Raw genomic sequence first — 18,297 nt, 5'->3', positions numbered from 1 at the left:
CTATTCGGCCTCCAGATGCGTCAAGATGGCGTCGAGGCCGGCTTGGTCGAGGCCTCGCGCGAGCTCGAAATCCGACGGCGTGTAACGGGCACGCCCTCGCCCGGCACAGTGCATCGTGATCACGCGCAGTTGCTCGAGGTACTCGACGCCCAGCTCCTGAACCGTCTGCTCGGACAGGCTTGCGCTGTGCGCCACGTGGATCAGCAGCTCGTCCCCGACCAGGCTCAGGTTGAGGTCGAGCGCGTAGGCCCGCTCGTTCTCCGGCGCCTGCTGCGGGCCCGGCGACCGTTGCTCCGGAGCGCCAAGCAGGCGCGAGCTCCCGCGCAGGCTCGCATCCAGCCGCCCCAGGTAGTTGAAGCTGACCTGCGCGGCGGGTAGCTCGCGCAGCGCATGGCGAGCCCTCTCGTCGCCCAGATAGCGCAAGACCCCAAAACCGAGCCCCCGCGCCGGCAACGCGCGCAGCGCCTCCTTGATCTCTTCGATTTGACGATCCAGCTCCTCTTGCACCGGACGCAGCAAGACAGGAAAAAGGGTGGTGAACCAGCCCACCGTCCGGCTCAAATCGACGCCATCGAGCAGATCCTCCCGCCCGTGACCCTCCATGTCGACCCGCAGCCACTCGGCGCTCGACAACCGGCCCAGCGATCGCGCCAGCGCCACCAACAACAGATCTTCCACTCGCGTGTGGTAAGCCTGGCCTGCGTCGCGCAGCAGCTGGCGCGTTGTCGCAGCATCCAGGCTCAGCAGAAGCTCGGCGCGATCTGCTTCGCGTGTCGAGGCCGCGGGCCGATCCAGTTCGAGCGAGCCAACACGCGGCCACGGCAGCGCCAGCCAGAAACCGAGCTCGGCGCGCAGTGAATCGCTCCGGGCATAGGTTGCGAGCGCTTGGCCAAAACGACGGTAGCTGCTGGTGCTCGGAGGCAAGTCGATCACGCCACCCTCCTCGAGCTGGCGATACGCCTTGTCCAGATCTTCAAGCAAAATGCGCCAAGAAACTGCATCTACCAGCAGGTGATGGATTACCAGCAGCAGCCGATCGGGCTCCGGGCTGCACCTGAAGTAGAGCGCACGGCAAACCGGTCCTTTGGCTAGCTCGAGGCAGCGCTGCGCCTGCGCGGCATGGCGTTGCAGCTCGGCTGCACGTGCGTCGAGAGACCATGGACGCAGGTCTATGGTCGCAAGCGGCCAATCGGCATCGTTTGCTGCGACGTAGGCCTGCCTGGCAAGACCGGTATCGTAACGCAAGCGAAACGCATGGTGGTGGCGTGCCACGGAACGCAAGCTTGCCTCGAGCGTGTCGATACCTCGACTCGACGCGAGCTCCAACAACACGGATTGATTGAAATGCTCGGCACGGGCCAGCCTGCGCTCGAAAAACCAGTGTTGAATAGGGGCCAGCGGCACGTCCCCGGCGGGTTCTTCGCCCGCGCTTGCTGCCTGTGCGCGATCACCCTGCGCCGGATTGGAGGCTGCCAGTCGTTTGGCCAACAAAGCCAGCTTGGGGTGCTCGAAGAGCTCGCGCGGGCTGAGCTCGAGGCCATGCTGGCGCGCGCGAGCCGCGACCTGCATGCTCGAGATGGAGTCCCCGCCCAGCGCAAAAAAATCGTCGTCACGGGACACCTGCTCCACGCGCAAGACGGCTCGCCAGATCTCCGCCAGCTGCCGCTCCAGGGGCGTCCAGGCACAAGCACGTGCCGCCGGCCGCTCCGGAGTCCGGGTCATGCCGCTCACCCGCGGCAACGCGTCGCGATCCAGTTTTCCGTTGGGTGTTAGCGGGAGCTCCGAAAGCCGGGCGTACGCGCTCGGAATCATGTACGCCGGTAGCCTATGAGCCAGCTCGCGGCTGATTCGCATCGTGTCGAGCGCCGTGTCGAGCGCTGTGTCGAGCGCTGAATCGGCATCTGCGCCGACCAGGTAAGCCACCAGCTGATCGCCCGCTTCCTCACCCTCCCGGACATCCCGCGGCTGCAGCCGCGCCACTGCCGCGTGCACGCCAGGGCAGCGACGCAGCTCGGCCTCGATCTCAGCCAGCTCTATGCGCAAGCCGCGCAATTTGACCTGGTTGTCCGCGCGTCCCAGGTAAAGCAAGTCACCTGCGTCATCGCGGCAGCCTCGATCCCCGCTTCGATAGAGCCTTGCACCAGGCGCCGCCGAACAGGGATCGGGAACGAAGCGCTCGGCGGTCAGCCCCGGCCGTCCTACGTAGCCCCGAGCGACGCCCGTACCGGCCACACACAGCTCTCCTCGCACACCATCCGGCAGCGGATGCAAGTGCGGATCCAGCACACGGCAGGCCATCCCGGGTAATGCCGTGCCTATGCTCCGCCGAGCCGAAGCCGCATCGCCTGCAGCAAGCGGACAGTGGGTGACGTGAACCGTGGTCTCCGTGATTCCAAACATGTTGGCGAGCCGTGGACCTCGCCCGCCGAAACGCGCGAACCAAGCTGTGAGCCGTGACGAATCCAGGGCCTCGCCACCGAACACCACACAGCGCAGCGCAGGCAGCGTAGTGGTCGAGGCAAGGAGCTGGGCAGCCAGCGGGTAGAAGGCCGACGGAGTCTGGCTAAGGACCGTCACGCCTTCATCCAGCAACAGATCGGCAAAAGCACGCGGATCTCGGCTCACCCAATGCGGCACGACCACCGCGCTGCCACCGTGCAGCAACGCGCCCCACAGCTCCCAAACCGAGAAATCAAAAGCGTAGGAGTGAAACAGGCTCCAGACGTCCTTGCAGGAGAACTCGAAGCGTTGCGCGCAGGCCGCGAAGAGCTTGCTCACGTTGCCGTGCGTAACCCCCACACCCTTCGGCGTTCCGGTGGAGCCGGAAGTATAGATGACGTACGCAAGCTGCTCGGGATGGCGCGCCAGCGCAAGGTCCTCGCTGCACTGGCGTGCGACTGCCTCGCGTGCCTCATCGACAGCGACGATCGAGCACCGTGTCACGGGCGGAACCTGAACTGCGCCATGCGTGAGCACGAGATCTACACCTGCGTCCTCGAGCATGAACGCCAGCCGCTGCGGCGGTAACGCAGGATCCAATGGCACGTAGGCGCCCCCAGCTTTGAGCACACCAAGAATCGCCGCCACCAGTTCGTCCGACCGCTCGAAGCAGAGCCCGACCCGACGCTCGCTCTCGATCCCCCGCTCGCGGAGCAGATGCGCCAGGCGGTTGGCCCGCTGGTTCAGCTCGACGTAGCTGATCGCGTTGCCCTGCCAGCGCAAGGCCGGCGCGTTCGGGTTTTGCTGGACGCTGCGCTCGAACGCCGCCGCCAAATCGCAGGCCGGAGCGAGCTCGGTGGGTTCTTTGGCCGCGCCACGTTCCCGTCGAGCGCCCGCTGCCGAGATGACGCCCGAGGCAACGCGCGCTTTCGTTCCGCCCGTCAAGCCGAGCGACAGCTGACCCAGACGCGCTCGTGGATTATCGACCAGGGCCTTCAGCGCGGCTCCGAAGCCGGCTAGCAGCCGCCGCACAAATCGCGCCCGATACCGGTCGCTACGGTAGCCAAGCTCCGCATGCAGCCTGCTGCCGGGAGTCACGACGAGGGTCAACGGGTAGTGGGTCGCACCACGGTGGGTGATTTCGGCCAGGCGCAAGCCCGCCTGCTCTCGCTCCAACACGCCTTGGCGCGGATAGTTTTCGAAGGCGAATAACGAATCGAACAGTGGCGTGCCCGTTCCGAGCCAGCGTTGAAGCTCGATCAGCCCGACGAACCCATGTCCCAGCACCTCGATCTCGCTGCGCTGCAGCTGCTTCAGCCACTGTGCAACCGTGGCCTCGGCCGGCAGCGACACCGCGAATGGCACCGTGTTGATCAACAGCCCCACTGCGGATTCCACATGTGGAATGTCGGCCTCACGCCCGGAGCCGACCAATCCGAAGCAGACACGATCGGAGCCCAGAAAGCGACCGAGCACCAAAGCCCAAGCCGCGTGCAACCAGGTGCTTGTTGCAACGCGCAGCTCTCGCCCTCGGGCTGCAAGCGTCTCGGTCAGCTCCAGGCCGAGATCGACGGTCTCGCGTTCCACCGCGGCCGGCCGGCCTGGCGTGTGCCCGGCGTCACGCGCATCACGCAACGCGGTTCGCTCCGGCAACGCGGTTCGCTCCGGCAACGCGGTTCGCTCCGGCGACGCGGTTCGCTCCGGCAACGCGGTGGCATCACGCAATCGAGGGACCTGCACGAAGTCTGCCAGGTACCGGGTCCAAAACCGTTGCGCGAGCGTCCGATCTTGGCGCTCGAGCCATCCCAGGTAGCGTCGAAACGGTACCGGCTTCGGCAGACTTGGAGCGGTCGCGCGTTTGACGGCGCCGTAGATGACCAGAAGCTCCCGCACCAGCAGCGCGCTGCTCCAGCCGTCGAGCAACGCGTGTGGATAGGTCCATACCAACAAGGCATGGTCCGCTGCTCGCTGCAGCAGGACGAAACGCATCAGCGGCGCGACAGCATAGTCGAATGGTCGGGCGCGCTCGGCTTCGAGCCAGCGAGCAAGCTCCTGCTCACCGCTCGCACAAGCGTCGACCCGCAGCTCGAACGGAAGTCGAGACCGCGCGGGCTCCACCACGTGCGCCTGCAAGACTTCGGGATCGGAGACATCGAACGCCGTGCGCAACGCCTCGTGTCGTTCGAGCAGACAGCGCAAGGCAGCCCGCAGCGCATCGGGATCGCACGGCCCGCGCAGATCGAGCCGAACTTGTTCGACATAGAACGGCTCGGCGCGTTCGCCTTGGGGCTCGAAGAGCGTGTGGAACAGCAGGCCCTGCTGAAGCGGGCTGAGCCCGTGCCCGTGCTTGCTGCCGGCCGGATCGGTCGGATCCGGCCCCGGGGTAGCGTCCCCCGCAGGCTGCCCGCCCGCGTCGCCGGCACGCCCGCGACGGTCAGCCTCGATCGCGTTCGCGAGGCTTGCCACGGTCTGGGTGTCAAAAAGCTGGCGCGCGTGTATTTCGATGCCGCGTTCGCGCAGCGCGCTGACCACCAGGATCGCAAGCACGGAGTCGCCGCCCAGCTCGAAGAAGTTGTCGTGCACGCCCACGCGCGGCAGCGCCAGTTTTTGCTCCCAGACGCCGGCGAGCTCGCATTCCAAGGCAGTCGTGGGCGCCCGATAGCGGGCGCTCGCCGTCATCGCCTCGGGGGCCGGCAAAGCGCGCCGGTCGAGCTTGCCGTTCGGGCCCAGAGGCTGGGACGCGAGCGCGAGCCAGGCACTCGGCAGCGAATGTGCGGGAAGCCGCTCCGCGAGCTCCAGCTTCAGCTCAGCCAGGTGCTGGGCGATCCGCTGGTGCCGCAAAGGCTCGTTCGTCAAGGCGGCGGCGTCGAACGTGCCCGGCCCCGCGGCGCTCGGACGCAGCGGAGAAGCACGCAGGGGCGAGTCCAAACGCCGCAGCACCGCGTCGAACCTGCCTGGCTGGCCATCCGCCGGCTGCAGCAACTGTGCATGGTAGCCCTTGCGTGATGCGAGCCGCCAGAGCGCATCGGGATCCACTGCATCGCCCTCGTACGCGGCAAGCGAAGACGAGAGCTCCGCCACCGTCGTCGCGGAAAGCGCCCCGGCATCCAGGTTCCGCAGCCGCTCGCGCGCCGCGAGCGCGCGCCCCACCCTCGCCGAAGCCAGACCGCCGAGCGCCAACCATTCGGGCGCCTCGCGTTCGAGCCGTCGCTCGAGCTCCGCCAGCGATCCGATCGTGTTCCAGGGCTCGAGCCGCGGCTCGAAGATCGGCGGATGCTCCCCCACGAAGACCACCACATCGTAGCGGTAGCGCGTCAGCTCGTTCTGGCAGCGGCCGCGCTTGAGCCGCACTTCCACGGCCGCCACCCCCGGGTAGCGATCCGCGAGCTGGTGGAAGAAAGCCGCGCCGACCGCCAGCTCCTGCTCGCGCTCTCGAAACTGGCGCGCCCGCACCCGTAAGTCGGCCAGCGAGAGCCCAGGCCGCGCCTGATAAAGCTGCACATCGGTGTGGAACAGCTCGAGCAGCCCGAGATCGCGCACGTCTCCGATGAACAGGTACCCTTGCTTCAAGCTATCGAGAGCTCGCTCAAGCACGCGCTCCAAGTACTGCCGCGACGGGAAATACTGGATCACGGAATTCAGGATCACCCCATCGAGCTGTGTGCCCGCCGGGAGCTGCAAACCCGGAGCCTGATCGGCGGCCGCCCGTTCGAGGCAAAACTCGCCCGTGATCTTGCCTTGACGCCGATCGGAATCGAGCTGCTCTCCGAGCTGCTCGATCGCGCGCTCGGACAGGTCCGTGCCGTGGTAGTAGGCACAGCGGTCCGCAAGTCTCGAGCATAGAAGGCCAATCCCGCACCCGATCTCCCACACGCGACGCGTTCCGAGCGAGCGAATGCGCTTCGCGGTCTCGTCCACCCATTCGCGCATGTCCTGCTGAGGAATGGGACGCTCCGTGAAGCTGCTGTTCCAGCCTGCAAAATTGAAACGCGAGTCCACGCCGGGCTGCTGGTTGCTGCCGGCGTATGTTTGTTCGTAGAGCGCGGCCCAGCGCTCGACGTGCGCGCTTTCCTGCTGCGCCCGGTCCCCGGCGCCCGGCGCATTCCCCTCTTCAAGCACCACATAGGCCGCCAGGCGCTGCTCGGCGTTCGCATCACGGTAGGTCGCAGCCGCGGCGGCCCTGATCCCAGGCAGCGCCTTCAGAGCGGCTTCCAGCTCACCAAGCTCGACGCGGTGGCCTCGTACCTTGACCTGGCGATCCGCTCGACCCACGTACTCGATAGCGCCGCTCGCACGTTGCCGCGCTCGGTCCCCGCTGCGGTACATGCGCGCGCCTGACACACGCGAAAAAGGATCCGGCACAAAGCGCTCCGCGGTCCATGCCGGGCGAGCGACATACCCCCGAGCCAACCCCGTACCTGCAATGCAGAGCTCACCCAAAGCGCCGCTCGGAACCGGCCGTAGCGCTTCGTCCAGCACGTAAACCTGCAGATCGGCAATGGGTTTGCCGATGTCCGGCACGTCGAGCGCCCCGAACGCGACCTCGCCCGCCGTGGTCACCACCGCCGCTTCGGTGGGACCGTAGTGGTTTATGAGCTCGAGCCCTGCCAGCGGAGCATCGCCGGTGACCGGACCCAACCGATCGCCGCCCGTCAGCAGCGCGCGCAGCCTTGCCTGCTTGGGCCAATGGGCTCGGAGCACCAACTCGGCGAGCGGCGTGGGCAAGAACATCAGCGAGATTCGCCGCTCGGCTACCCACCCCAGCAGCTGATCGGGGTCAGCGATCAGTGCGTCCCGTGCAACGTACACGGCTGCGCCCGAGAGCAGGTACGGCCAGAGCTCCCACACCGAAGCGTCGAAGCCGACGCTGGCAACCATGCTGGCGCGATCGAGCGGCGTGACCGCGTAGCGCTTCTGGTGCCAGCGTGCCAAGTTGAGCAGCGCAGCGTGGCTGACCTGGACGCCCTTGGGTACTCCGCTGGAGCCGGAAGTGTAGATCACGTAGGCGAGGCTGCAGCCGATGCTGGTACGGACAGGAGGCTTGCTGGCATCGAAGCCAGCGAGGAGCGCTGCGTCGCGATCCAGGCACAAGGCGCGTACGTGTCGAGGCAAACGCGCAAGCAGCACTTGCCGAGACACCACGGTCTCGATCGATGCGTCGCCGAGCATCCACGAAAGACGCGCCGGCGGGTACGCCGGATCCAGTGGCACGTAGGCGGCGCCTGCCTTGAGCACGCCGAGCTGTGCGACCACCAGATCTGCCGAGCGCGGCAAGCACACGCCGACGCGGCTCTCCGGCCCCACGCCTCGGGCTCGAAGTGCGTGCGCCAGCCGGTTCGCCGCCCTGTCGAGCGCCTGGTAGCTCAGCGTCTGGCTGCCTTCCACCAGCGCCGGCAATCCGGCGCACCGCTGCACTTGCTGCTCGAAGTGCCAGTCGACCGGTTTGTCGGCGTGCTCGAGCACGCACCCCGTGGCATTCCAGCGCGAGACGAGCTCGCGCGCCTCCTGGGCGAACAGGAGCGAAAGCTCGGAAAGCGGCGCCTCCGGGCGCTCGACTACGGCTTCGGCAAGCCGCGCGTAGTGCCCGGCCAGTTGCTCCAGCGTTGCCGGCTCGAACAGCTCGCGGTTGTACTGGAAGCAGGCCGCCAGGCCGTCCGGTGTCTGGGCCATCACGAGCTTCAGATCGAAGTTCTCGACGCGCTCGCCAAGGCGAGCGGAGGCGATTTCGAGCCCACCCCAATTCGTGCGCATGGGGTAGTCGCCGAGCGCAAGCGGCGCCAGCTCCGCCTCCTCCGGCCGCTGAGCGGCCTGCAACGTAAAGGCCACTTGATAGAGCGGCCACAGCTCGGCACTGCGCTCCGGATTCAAGCGTTCCACCAGCTTGGAAAACGGGTAGTGCTGGTGTGCCAGCGCCCCGTTGACGGTTTCGCGCACCGCGTGCAGCAAGTCCCGGAACGACATCTGCACCCGAACCCGCAGGCGCAGAGCCATGGGATTGACGAAGTAACCTACCACGTGGGCAAAGCGCTCGTCCGTGCGCCCGGCGCTTGGAGTACCGACAACGAAATCGTGCTGCCCGGTGTAGCGCTCGAGGAGCGCAGCGAACAGCGCCAATGCGGTGGTGTAGGGCGTCGCAGCGCAGGCTCGACCCAAGCCAAGCAGCTCGGCGCTTGTTTTACGCCCCAGCAGCCTTGTGACACAAGCGCCTCGAAACTCCCGCGACGCCGCGCGGGCTCGGTCCCACGGCAGCGCGAGCACCGGCAGCTCACCCGCGAGCTCCCTGCGCCAGTACTCCCAGTCGCGCGCGCCCTCGGCGGCAAGACGAGCACGCTGCCAGCTCGCGAACTGCGCGTAGTCCGCAGCGAGCTCTGGGAGACAGACTGCAGCGCCCGCTCGTTCGCCGGCGTACAGTGTCTTGAGCTCCTTCAGGAGAACGACCAGCGACCAGAAATCGAGCGCGATGTGGTGCGCAACCAGCAACAGGATGCGGGGCCCGGCGGCCCGGCAGAGCAGACGCACGCGTAGCAAGTCGCCCCGCGTGAGATCGAAGGGCTCCCGAATCAGCTCGGCGACCCGAGCTTCCTGTTGAGCGCCGTTCGTGGCAACAAGCTCGATTCGCTCGAAATCGCAGCTGGCGCGCTGGCATACTTGCGCGCGGGGTTTTCCTGCCTGCTCGACATACCGGGTGCGTAAGGCCGCATGACGGCGCACGAGCGCGTCAAACGAACGGCGCAACGCAGCTTCGTCGACTGCGCCCTCGAGCCCCAAGCGCAAGTGGACGTTGTGGCCGATAGCGCCGGTAGCCCGCCGGTCGACCGCCCAGATCGCTTCTTGCGAGTAGGAAAGTGGATAGTCGCTCGGGTCGCTGTGAACGATTTGTCGCCCGCCCGCGCTGCAGCGCGGCGGAGCCGATTCGCTTACGCCGGAGCGTGCGGCTGTCGATTCGCTCGCGCTGAGGCGCGCTGGTGCCGATTCGCTCGCGCTGAGGCGCGCTGGTGTCGATTCGCTCGCGCTGAGGCGCGAGCGGGGCGGCGCGCTGGCGTGCGCTCCAGGATCGCCGGCTGGTGGGCTCAGCAGCAGGCCGACCAGTTCGCGGAGCGAGCGGTCGCCGAGCACCAGCGGCACATCGACCGGCCGCCCAAGCAGCCTGCCCAGCCGCTGGCACAGCTGTAGCGCGCCGAGCGAGCCCAAGCCAGCTTCAACCGCCGTAACGCTCGGATCCACCTCTCCCGCCGACAGACCCACCAGCTCGGCGAGCTGCACGCAGACGAACTGCAGCAACAAGGCCTCACGCTGCGCGCTCGCGCCGATCTCGAGCATTCGGCGCAAAACGGTGTACTCGTCGGGCCTGTGCTCGTCGGGCCTGTGCTCGTCGGCCGTGTACTCATCGGTCCTGGGCGAGCCATCTGCCCGGGGCCGCGGATGCAACCCGTCTCGCTCGACGACGTCGAGCGAGCCCTCCGACCAGAGCTGTCCGGTGGTGCGCCTGCGCAGTTTACCGCTGGAAGTTCTCGGCAACGCGCCCGGTCGAATCAGCACGATCGCATCCGGCTGTAGCTCGAACGTTTGGCTCAGTGCCCGGCGGATCTTGAAAAAAACCCGTTCGTGGTCCTTGCGTACCTGGGTGCGCTCGAGCTCGCAAACCAGCACCAGCTGTTTGTGGCTTGAATCACCGTACGAGAAGGCCACGCTGGCGTTGGGCCTGATTTCGGGCGCCGCGTCGCAGACGCAGCGCTCGAGGTCCTGCGGGTAGTAGTTGCGCCCGCGGACGATGACCAGATCCTTGCTGCGTCCCGTCAGAAAGACATGACCCTGGTGGACGAAACCCAGGTCGCCGGTACGCAGGTAGGTTCGGCCCGGATCGCCGCTCTGGACCGGAACGTCTGCACGCGCTACCCCAAAGGTCTCCGCCGTCGCCTCGGGATTCTTCCAGTACCCGGAGCATACGTTCGCTCCACGCAGCCAGATCTCTCCGATGCGTCCGTCCTCGCAAGCCGTTCGTCGCTCGGGATCCACGATTGCGAGCTCGCCAAACGGCGGCAGCCCGCAGCCCACCAGCTGCCGAATGCTTGAGGTCCGGTTGTTACGGGTGTCAGGAATGCTTGAGGTCCGGTTGTTACGGGTGTCAGGCTTGTGGGAACTGTCAGGGCTATCCGGGTTATCTGGGTTGGCGGGGTTGACGAGGCGAGCCCGGCCTCGCGCCAGTGCCTCGGAGTCGAAACCGGCGGTCAGCGCTTTGGGCGCGTTCTTGCTGCACGAAACGAATACGCACGTCTCGGCCATGCCGTAGCTCGGACATAGCGCGTTGGCCGAGAAACCGTACGGAGCGTAGGCCGCGGCAAAGCGCTCGAGCGTGTCTGCAAATACGGGTTCGGCGCCGTTGTAGGCCAAGCGCCAGCTGCGCAGGTCGAGTCCTTGGCGCTCGGCCGGGTCAATCCCGGATACACAAAGATCGAATGCGAAATTCGGAGCGCCGCTCAGCGCCACCCGGTAGCGCGAGATCGCTCTCAGCCAACGAACCGGACGTTCGATGAAGCGCACTGGCGGAATCAGCACCACCGGTGAGCCGGTGTATACGCCCAGCAGCGCTGCACTGATCAGCCCCATATCGTGGTAGAGCGGTAACCAGGAAACGATCCACGCGCCAGCGGGATGCGCGAACGAAACACGAAGCTCATGCAGGTTGACCGCCAAGCTGGCGTGCGTGACCACAACGCCTTTGGGGCTGGAAGTCGAGCCGGAAGTGTACTGCAGGAACGCGACCGCCTCTGGTGGCGGATCGTTCGGCACCGGCACGCTCTGCTCCGACCGCGGAAGCGTGTTCGACGCCAGCCAGTGCCGGTTGGCAAACATCGGCAGCTCGCTGGTCCGACGCTGGAGTGAATCGCGACGCTTCGCGCTCGTCAGGATCAGGCGTGGGTCGGCACTTGCCACGATCCCGCCCAGCAGCTGCAGCTGCCGCCTGCGCGGTGGATACGCAGGCACCGCGATCGCGCCTGCGTACAGGCAGCCGAAGAACGCAGTCAGGAAATCCAGGCCGTCGTCGTGCAGCAGCAGCACGGTTTCGCCGGCAGCGCCACGCGCTTGCAGCGCACCCGCGATCCGCGCGGCCCCCGTGTCCAGCTGCCGGTAGCTCAGGCGCCGCTGCTCGTTGTCTCCGTCGGCCAGGAGCACATAGGCCGGCAGATCCGGCTCGCGGGCGGCTCTCGCTCGCAGCACCGAAACGATGTTCGCCTGCGGATCGAAGCCCGCTGCCAAAGACAGCCCCCGCCGGTACCCTTGCTCGTCGCCGGTCACGTGATCATCCTGGGGCGCTCAGGCCATTGCCACCAACACGCTGCGCTTGCCCCGAAAAGGCGCCCGGCCATGTGCGACCCGAACGTTATCGACCAGCAGCACGTCACCCTCCTGCCAGGGGAATTCGAAACTGCACATCTCGTAGGCCGCTCGAATCTCCGCTATCGCGCTTTCCTCGAGCGGCTCACCGTCGCCGTAGTAGGCGTTACGCGGCAGATCCTCCGGCGCTACTGACTCCAGCAAGGCTTCGCGAACCTCCGGGTCGAGCTGCGACACGTGAAAGAGGTGCGCTTGATTGAACCACACGGGGTCCCTACTGACTGGATGCGACGCCACGGCCTGACACACCTGCCGGGTCTCGAGCACACCGCCGGGCTTCCACTCGTGCGCCATGTTCATGCGCCTGCAGTAGGCCTCGACGCTGCTGCGCTGCTCGGTAGCGAAAGCTTGCTGCCAGCTCAGATCCAGGCCCGTACCGTAGTTGCGCACGTAGAGCACCTTGCGCTCCTCGAAACGCCGGCGAAGGCCGGGATCGAGCCTCAGGTAGACTTCACGGCTGTCGGCCAGGGTGGTGGCGCCTCCCTGGCCGGCCGCCGTCAGGCAACAAAACCACAGAACCCGGGGCCAGCTGGTGCTGTACGACATCTCGTTGTGCGGCGGGATACGCTGGTGCGCCGGGTACTCGGTCGACGTGTAGATGCGGCCCGTTCTGCGCGTGCGCGGAGTGGATGCGTAGTCGTATTCGAGCAGCTCCGGTGTGACATCCTCGGCTACCCGCTCGAAGTCGCTCTCGGATGCGACCGGGTAGTTGCGAAACAGCACGGCCCCAACCTCGTGCAAGGTCTCGCTCACCATGGCTCGCGCCAGCTGAGAAAGTTCCTCCGCGCTCGCAGCAGCGCCAGCGCGAATCACCGCGAAGGGATGCCGCTCGCAGAGCCTTGCCGTCGAGTCGGACGGCACTGCGGCGCGAAGCGACGCCGGGCGGGGCTCGTAATGCACGTATTCCTTCTTCTTTCCCCCCTGCCCATCCTTCCTGTTCTTACGTGCCTCCGGCTTCCCGGCGCCCGGGGATCACGAGCCCGCCGGATCACAAACCGGGGACTCGTGACCGCACCCGTGCCGGCGGGTGTGCCCGTGCGCGTTGGCTCCGGGCCTCAGTTGAAGGGATTGGCCTGGGCGCAGGCTTGTGCGTCGCTACCGGCGAGCCTCAACGTACCGGCGTTGTTGAGCGGAATCACGGTCCCGCAGTTATCGAAACCGAAGCCTAGGCTTCCATCGCAACGAATGCCTCCCAGGTAGTTGTTGGCGATGCCGCTGTAGCCGTTCGCGGGGTTATCCGCCGTGTAGGTGGCGGAAGGCCCGGTCAGTGGAGGCTTCCAGTCGATCACGAAATCGTTGCCCTGGAACACGCCCGACCCGTCCACGGGGTTGATGCGCATGGCGTATTGGCCACGGAGCGCAGCGCCGGTCTCGGCAAACGCCCTGGCCGGCTTGGTCCCAGTCTTGGAAAACGCGTAGTTGAGATTGAACAAGATCCGATCGATTTGCACGCCCCCGTCGCCGACGAACGTGTGCGTACCCGCGCTGCCCAGAACCTGCAAAACGCGATCGGGCTTCTTGCCGTCGGTGCGTACGATTTGACCGCTGAAGATGGCCTGTTCATCGCTCAGGGGCAGGAACGTCAAGGTCATGAAGGACCCCTTGCCGACGACCGGATCCAGCACCCAACACTTGGTGCCGGCAAGAACGTCTTCGGAGTCTTGCTCTGCTTTGACCGGTGCCGTCCCCACCGCGAATGCTCCGCACACGCCCAGCGCGAGCAAACACGAGAGCCCAGTTATCCATCGCGTCTTGTTGAATTCTCTAGATTGACTGCTCATTCGATTCCTCTCCAGGGCATTTGCCGTCAAAGGCGGTGGCTCCTCACCGGGACACCGCTCCACCACGCAGCCGGCTGCACGCCCCGAAGGAACGCACGAGTCAGCCGCCATGACGGGCGCTGGGCGTTTGCCTGGTCCCGGTACACCGACCGCGGCTCTTGCTGAACACAACACCTGGCAAGTAAGCTCACAGGTGGCTGCGCCAGCCGCGACAATGGGGTGGGGACGAGTGGCCTCTGGCCGCTGCCGCCGGTGCCCGAATGCACGCAGCGTCGCCTTCTTGCTACGCCCGGTACATTGGGTTGTCAAGGCACCTTTTTGTTACGATTTTGCGCCCCATTGCCGGCAAGCGGGCCGCGACGAACCGGAGATCCGTTAGCTCACCCAAACGGCGTTCGGCCAGCGTCTCGAGCTCGGCACCCAGCCGGCGCGCGAGCAGGTCGCTTGCCGGGCTTTGTTGTCTCACCAGAGCCCACAACAGAGCGGCAAGCTCGGTTCCCGAGAGCAGTTTGCGATCTTCGCCCAACATACGCTCGAGCGAGAGGCTACGACCGTGCTGCCGGCGCACACGTTCCAGCCAACGATCGAGGGCACGGGCGCAACGCCGCCAGACGATGGACGATCGCGAGGCTCTCAGCGCGAGAAGCTGGTACAGGCTCGAAGACCAGAGCGTTTCGGCCTGCTCAGCGCTAAGGCCGAGGCAGCGAGCGGCAGCCGCGCGATCAAGGGCGACCGTCAGGACGACGCGCAAGACGTCGGGTGCCGCCAAGCGACGGCAACACGCTTCTTGCCCTTCGAGTCCGGCAGCAGGCTCAACGTGCATGGCGGTTTCGGCAACAGCGGTGGCGTCGCAGCCTCATCGCGTCCCGCTCCCGGAAAGCGTGACCTCTCCCGGTCTCCAGTTGCAGGCCGTGAGCTCTCCCGTTTGGAGGCCGTCGAGCACACGCAGCACTTCTTCGACGTTGCGGCCAACGCTGAGGTAATTGGCACTCGCAAAACGCACGACGCCTTCGGGGTCGCTGATGATCGTGGCGCGAAGCGCAACCCCGGCGCTCGGATGCACGATGTCGAGCGCTTGCGCGAGCTCGGGAGAGATGTGGATGAGCGGGTGGGAAAGCCCCCGCAGCGCCTCGTCGCTTCGCCTCCACGCCAGATGGGCGTATTCGTTGTCGGTGGAACCGCCCACCAGCAGCGCGTCACGCTTGTCGAAAGCGGGCAGGTTCCGGTCGAACTCCACAATCTCGGTTGGACACACGAAGGTGAAGTCCTTGGGGTACGTGTACAGCACCAGCCACTTGCCTGCGACGCTGCGCGTCGTGAAGGTAGAGAACTCCTTGCCCTCTTGCACACCGACGCAAGCCGGGGCCGTGAGCTCCGGCAACTTGGTTCCTGGATTGATCATGGGTTTGCTTCCTTTGTGTTTGCTTTGTTCTGCGGCCAGCCCAGCCAGCAACGCCGGGGCGGAGCGACCGGGGGCCGTTCGATCGTGCGGGGCAGCATGGCCGGGCGGCGACTCATGCCTCGCCCCGGTGCCGTCGGCGAAACGGAACGGCCGCCGGCTGCTCGCTGGCGCTGGTTCGATCGTGCTCGGCAACAGCCTGCCCCAAGGTCGCCAGCAGCTCCGACAGCGCCCGGGGCTCCAGTCGCAGCGTGATGGCGCCCACGTGCAGCTGAATCATGCCGCACTCGCACATGTCCACCGCGGCGACTGCCCCTTGAGCGAGGCGTGTCTGCCGGCAACCATGGCGCATAGGCGGGTGATTGGGTTTGGAGTCGTTGCGTTTCATGCCGGTCTGCTCCTGGTGCGCGCTGGTCGTCGAAACGAGGCCGCAGCCACTTGCGCGGGCGGATCGGCCAATCGGGCCGGAGGACCAATGCGTGCCAGGTCCCGTACTTGGGTGTAGCGATAGCCTGCACCCCGCACGCACTCGATGCTGCTTCCCGCACGACCCAACTTCGCGCGCAGGCGCGTAACATGGGTGTCTACCGTGCGGGTGACCACGTTTCCCCGGATGTCCCAGGCATCGCGCAGCAGCTCGCGACGCGAGCGCACCTGGCCCGGATGGCCGAGCAGTTCCCGCAGCAGCCGAAACTCCGCCGGAGTCAAATGGACCTCGTGCGCGTCCACCCAGGCCCGATAGCCTAGCAGGTCCACCGTAATGGCTCCGGAACGCACGATCTCGGGCCAGCAGGGCGCGCGGCCAGCGTGGGTCGAGCCGGGACCGGTGCCACGACCAGGGATCCGGACGCCACAGCTCGTGCCCTGCGCGGTTGCGCCATGCTCCCCCCGTTGCGGATGGACTTCCCTGCGCTGAACCGCCGCCAAACGAGCCACGCCGGCGCATGGCTGCAAATCCTGCAAGAGCTCGGAGCGGGTCTCGGGCGCGAGCGGTGCGCTTGCGATGTGGTCGCGAGCTCGCAAATGCAGCGCGGCCGCTGATTCGGGGTCATCGAGTGCCCGCGCGATCTCGCGCGTCAGAGCAAAACGCAGGAACTGAACCGGGTGTGCCACCTCTCGCTCGTCCTCGAGCGGTTGTGCCTGAATCTCGGCGTCGCCCACGCGCAGGCTCAACGCGCCCGCGCGGCCGATCTGTAATGCCCGCGACGCGCTCTGGTCTCCGGGTTGGCCGTCGAACATCAGGGTAGCCCGCAGCTCATCTGCACGCGGCACGAGCGGATCGTATTCGTCGATCTGGCGCCGCACGCGCGCCGGGCTCGCATCAGGCGCTATGCGCAGCACCTCCTGGATCTGGAAAAGCACCGTATCTCGATTCTCGAACACCAAGGTGGCGTAGGGCTCGAGCGCCACGCGACGCCGGCGCTTGAGCTCCACCATGCCCTGCAAGAACTGCGGCCTGACCTGCTGGTAGAGCTCGCGCGGCATGACCTCGGCCGGATGCAGCGCCTGCTGCGTGTCTGAAAGCGACATCATCGGAAGCTCCCGCTGCCCGGGCCTGCAAAGGCCATGCGCAGCGAGTAGACGCCGTCGCGGTACCCGAGCACCTGTACGGCCGCGCCGTGACCGTCGGCAGTGCGTAGCGCGAACACCACCTTGCGCGGTGTCACGCGATGCGTGCTCGCATCGTAGTCAAACCACTCGGAGAGCACCGGGTTGAGGCTCTGCGGTGGTGCCGATGGATCGCTCGCAGGACGTTCTTGGTCGGCCTGCCAGCCCGCGGAGGGCAGCATCGCAAGGGCATCGATCATCATCACGTGCGCCTGCGCGGCCCCGCCCTTGCCCGTACCGCTTGTGCCGGAGTTGGTACGCATTTGGGTGCGCCGCAGGGCGAGGTCCCAGAGGTCGCTTTGGGCTGGATCCGCGATCTCGACCTGTCTGGCGTCCCGCAAGCTCAGGTACGTCCAAGCGTCCGGCTTGGAGGCGTCCAGCTCGAGCTCGACGATCTGCACCCGGCGCTCGACCGGAGCCAGCGACAGGCTGTACACGCCGTCCTTCCAGTCCCAGACCCTGAGCTTGGCGTAATGGCCCGCAGCCGTGCGCAGCAAGAAGGTGCGCTCCTTGGGGCTCACTCGATGCGTCGCGACGTCGTAGTCGTACCAGTCCGCGAGAACCGGATTGCTGCTCGCCGGCATGCTGCCCGGGGACGCACCGCCGGCAACTTCATCCACCTCGAACGCGAGCGTCGAGCTTTCGGAGACGTCGGCGAAGGCGAGCATGCTGTCGTCCTCCTTGGCACCACCGAGCCCCGCCCCGCTGGTGCCGGAATTGGTGCGGATGCCGGTGCGCCGCAGGGCCAGATCCCAACCGAGGTCGGTCTCGGGGGTCTTCGGCACCACGAGGCCGTCTTGAACACCGACGTAGACCCACTTCATGCGGTCCGAGGCGTCGACGCGCAGGGCAGCGCTCGGTATCGTAACGGGTGGCATGACCGGCGCGGTCGGCGTGCCCGCGGGCATCGCGGGCGCCCGAGGGGGCTGTCCCGGCACTGCGGGAGCACCCTTTGGGGGCGCGTCGATGGCTGCGAAGCGAAAGCTCAGGTGGCCGGGCGTGCCCGCGCTGTCGTAGTAGTCCTCGAAGCGCAGCTTGTAGAAGCGACCCTGAGTCGAAACCACGGCGTAGGTGACGTCCTCGGGTGTCAACACGTGCGTGGCCGGGTCGTACGCGTACCAGGCACCCGTCCCTTCTGTGTCGACCCCGTTGGTGAAGACGTTGTCGACCTCTTGGTCGCCGTCCGGCCCATCGGGTTGGTCGACGCTCCAGCCCGAGTCGGGAGCCCTTTCGACCTGCTCGAAGCTCTTGCCCACGAGCGCTGCGACTTGAACCCCTCCGGGACCGCTGACTCCACCGTTGCTGAGCACCCGGTAACGCTTGAACGCCAGGTCCCAGCCCGCACTGCCTTCTTCGAGCGCCCTGCGCTGGTCGAGATCGAGGTAGCGCCACAGCATGCGGTCGCTCGCATCGGCGCTCACCACAACGTGGCCGGAGGCTTCCTCCGAAAACGCGAACGCCCCATCGCGACTCGGGTTACTGCCGCCGGGCGTGGTGGCCGGGTCGCCCATGGGATCCTGCGTGGCTTCGAGATCACCCGCACACCCTGCCAGCACGACGGCAGCAGCGACCAGCGCGGTGCGTTCCACCACGATGGTTTGGTGTGGCCTTGGCAACACCGATGTGATCCGATCGCGTGCTCTCGTATGGTGCAGACACATGGGTCTTGCCTCC

General features: G+C 66.6%; 8 protein-coding genes. All 8 read right to left on the bottom strand.

What is annotated here, in order from left to right; all coding sequences use genetic code 11:
* The 8 genes from MJD61_05215 to MJD61_05180 all read right to left on the bottom strand — a co-directional run bounded on the left by MJD61_05215 (position 1) and on the right by MJD61_05180 (position 18,284).
* Positions 1–11,736, bottom strand: a complete 11,736-nt coding sequence (locus tag MJD61_05215; GenBank protein MCG8554677.1) for an amino acid adenylation domain-containing protein — start codon at positions 11,734–11,736, stop codon at positions 1–3.
* Between the two features lie 18 nt (positions 11,737–11,754).
* Entirely contained in the window at positions 11,755–12,735 is a 981-nt protein-coding gene (locus tag MJD61_05210; GenBank protein ID MCG8554676.1) for a TauD/TfdA family dioxygenase, read from the bottom strand.
* Between the two features lie 155 nt (positions 12,736–12,890).
* Positions 12,891–13,616 carry a hypothetical protein gene (locus MJD61_05205; GenBank protein ID MCG8554675.1) on the bottom strand — a complete coding sequence of 242 codons (726 nt, stop codon included), beginning with the start codon at positions 13,614–13,616 and terminating at the stop codon, positions 12,891–12,893.
* Positions 13,617–13,899: 283 nt separating this feature from the next.
* Positions 13,900–14,439, bottom strand: a complete 540-nt coding sequence (locus MJD61_05200) for a hypothetical protein (GenBank protein ID MCG8554674.1) — start codon at positions 14,437–14,439, stop codon at positions 13,900–13,902.
* Positions 14,440–14,472: 33 nt separating this feature from the next.
* Positions 14,473–15,018, bottom strand: coding sequence for a peroxiredoxin (locus tag MJD61_05195; GenBank protein ID MCG8554673.1), 546 nt, complete (start codon positions 15,016–15,018; stop codon positions 14,473–14,475).
* 112 nt (positions 15,019–15,130) lie between these two features.
* Positions 15,131–15,403 (bottom strand): hypothetical protein, encoded by a 273-nt coding sequence (locus MJD61_05190; GenBank protein MCG8554672.1) that lies wholly within the window; start codon positions 15,401–15,403, stop codon positions 15,131–15,133.
* Positions 15,400–16,548, bottom strand: a complete 1,149-nt coding sequence (locus MJD61_05185) for a DUF3501 family protein (protein MCG8554671.1) — start codon at positions 16,546–16,548, stop codon at positions 15,400–15,402. The genes MJD61_05190 and MJD61_05185 overlap by 4 nt, the downstream gene beginning before the upstream one ends.
* A complete protein-coding gene (locus MJD61_05180) occupies positions 16,545–18,284 on the bottom strand; it encodes an HmuY family protein (protein ID MCG8554670.1) in 1,740 nt (579 codons plus the stop codon). The genes MJD61_05185 and MJD61_05180 overlap by 4 nt, the downstream gene beginning before the upstream one ends.
* Between the last annotated feature and the right edge of the window lie 13 nt (positions 18,285–18,297).

Source organism: Pseudomonadota bacterium, from assembly GCA_022361155.1.
Lineage (GTDB): Bacteria > Myxococcota_A > Polyangia > Polyangiales > JAKSBK01 > JAKSBK01.
This window is presented reverse-complemented; position numbering and strand designations above follow the sequence as displayed.

What these genes read in the sequence shown, in the direction of transcription:
- MJD61_05195 (MCG8554673.1), bottom strand. Translation starts at nt 15,018, where the DNA reads ATGATCAATCCAGGAACCAAGTTGCCGGAGCTCACGGCCCCGGCTTGC.
- MJD61_05180 (MCG8554670.1), bottom strand. Translation starts at nt 18,284, where the DNA reads ATGTGTCTGCACCATACGAGAGCACGCGATCGGATCACATCGGTGTTG.
- MJD61_05185 (MCG8554671.1), bottom strand. Translation starts at nt 16,548, where the DNA reads ATGATGTCGCTTTCAGACACGCAGCAGGCGCTGCATCCGGCCGAGGTC.
- MJD61_05200 (MCG8554674.1), bottom strand. Translation starts at nt 14,439, where the DNA reads ATGCACGTTGAGCCTGCTGCCGGACTCGAAGGGCAAGAAGCGTGTTGC.
- MJD61_05190 (MCG8554672.1), bottom strand. Translation starts at nt 15,403, where the DNA reads ATGAAACGCAACGACTCCAAACCCAATCACCCGCCTATGCGCCATGGT.
- MJD61_05205 (MCG8554675.1), bottom strand. Translation starts at nt 13,616, where the DNA reads ATGAGCAGTCAATCTAGAGAATTCAACAAGACGCGATGGATAACTGGG.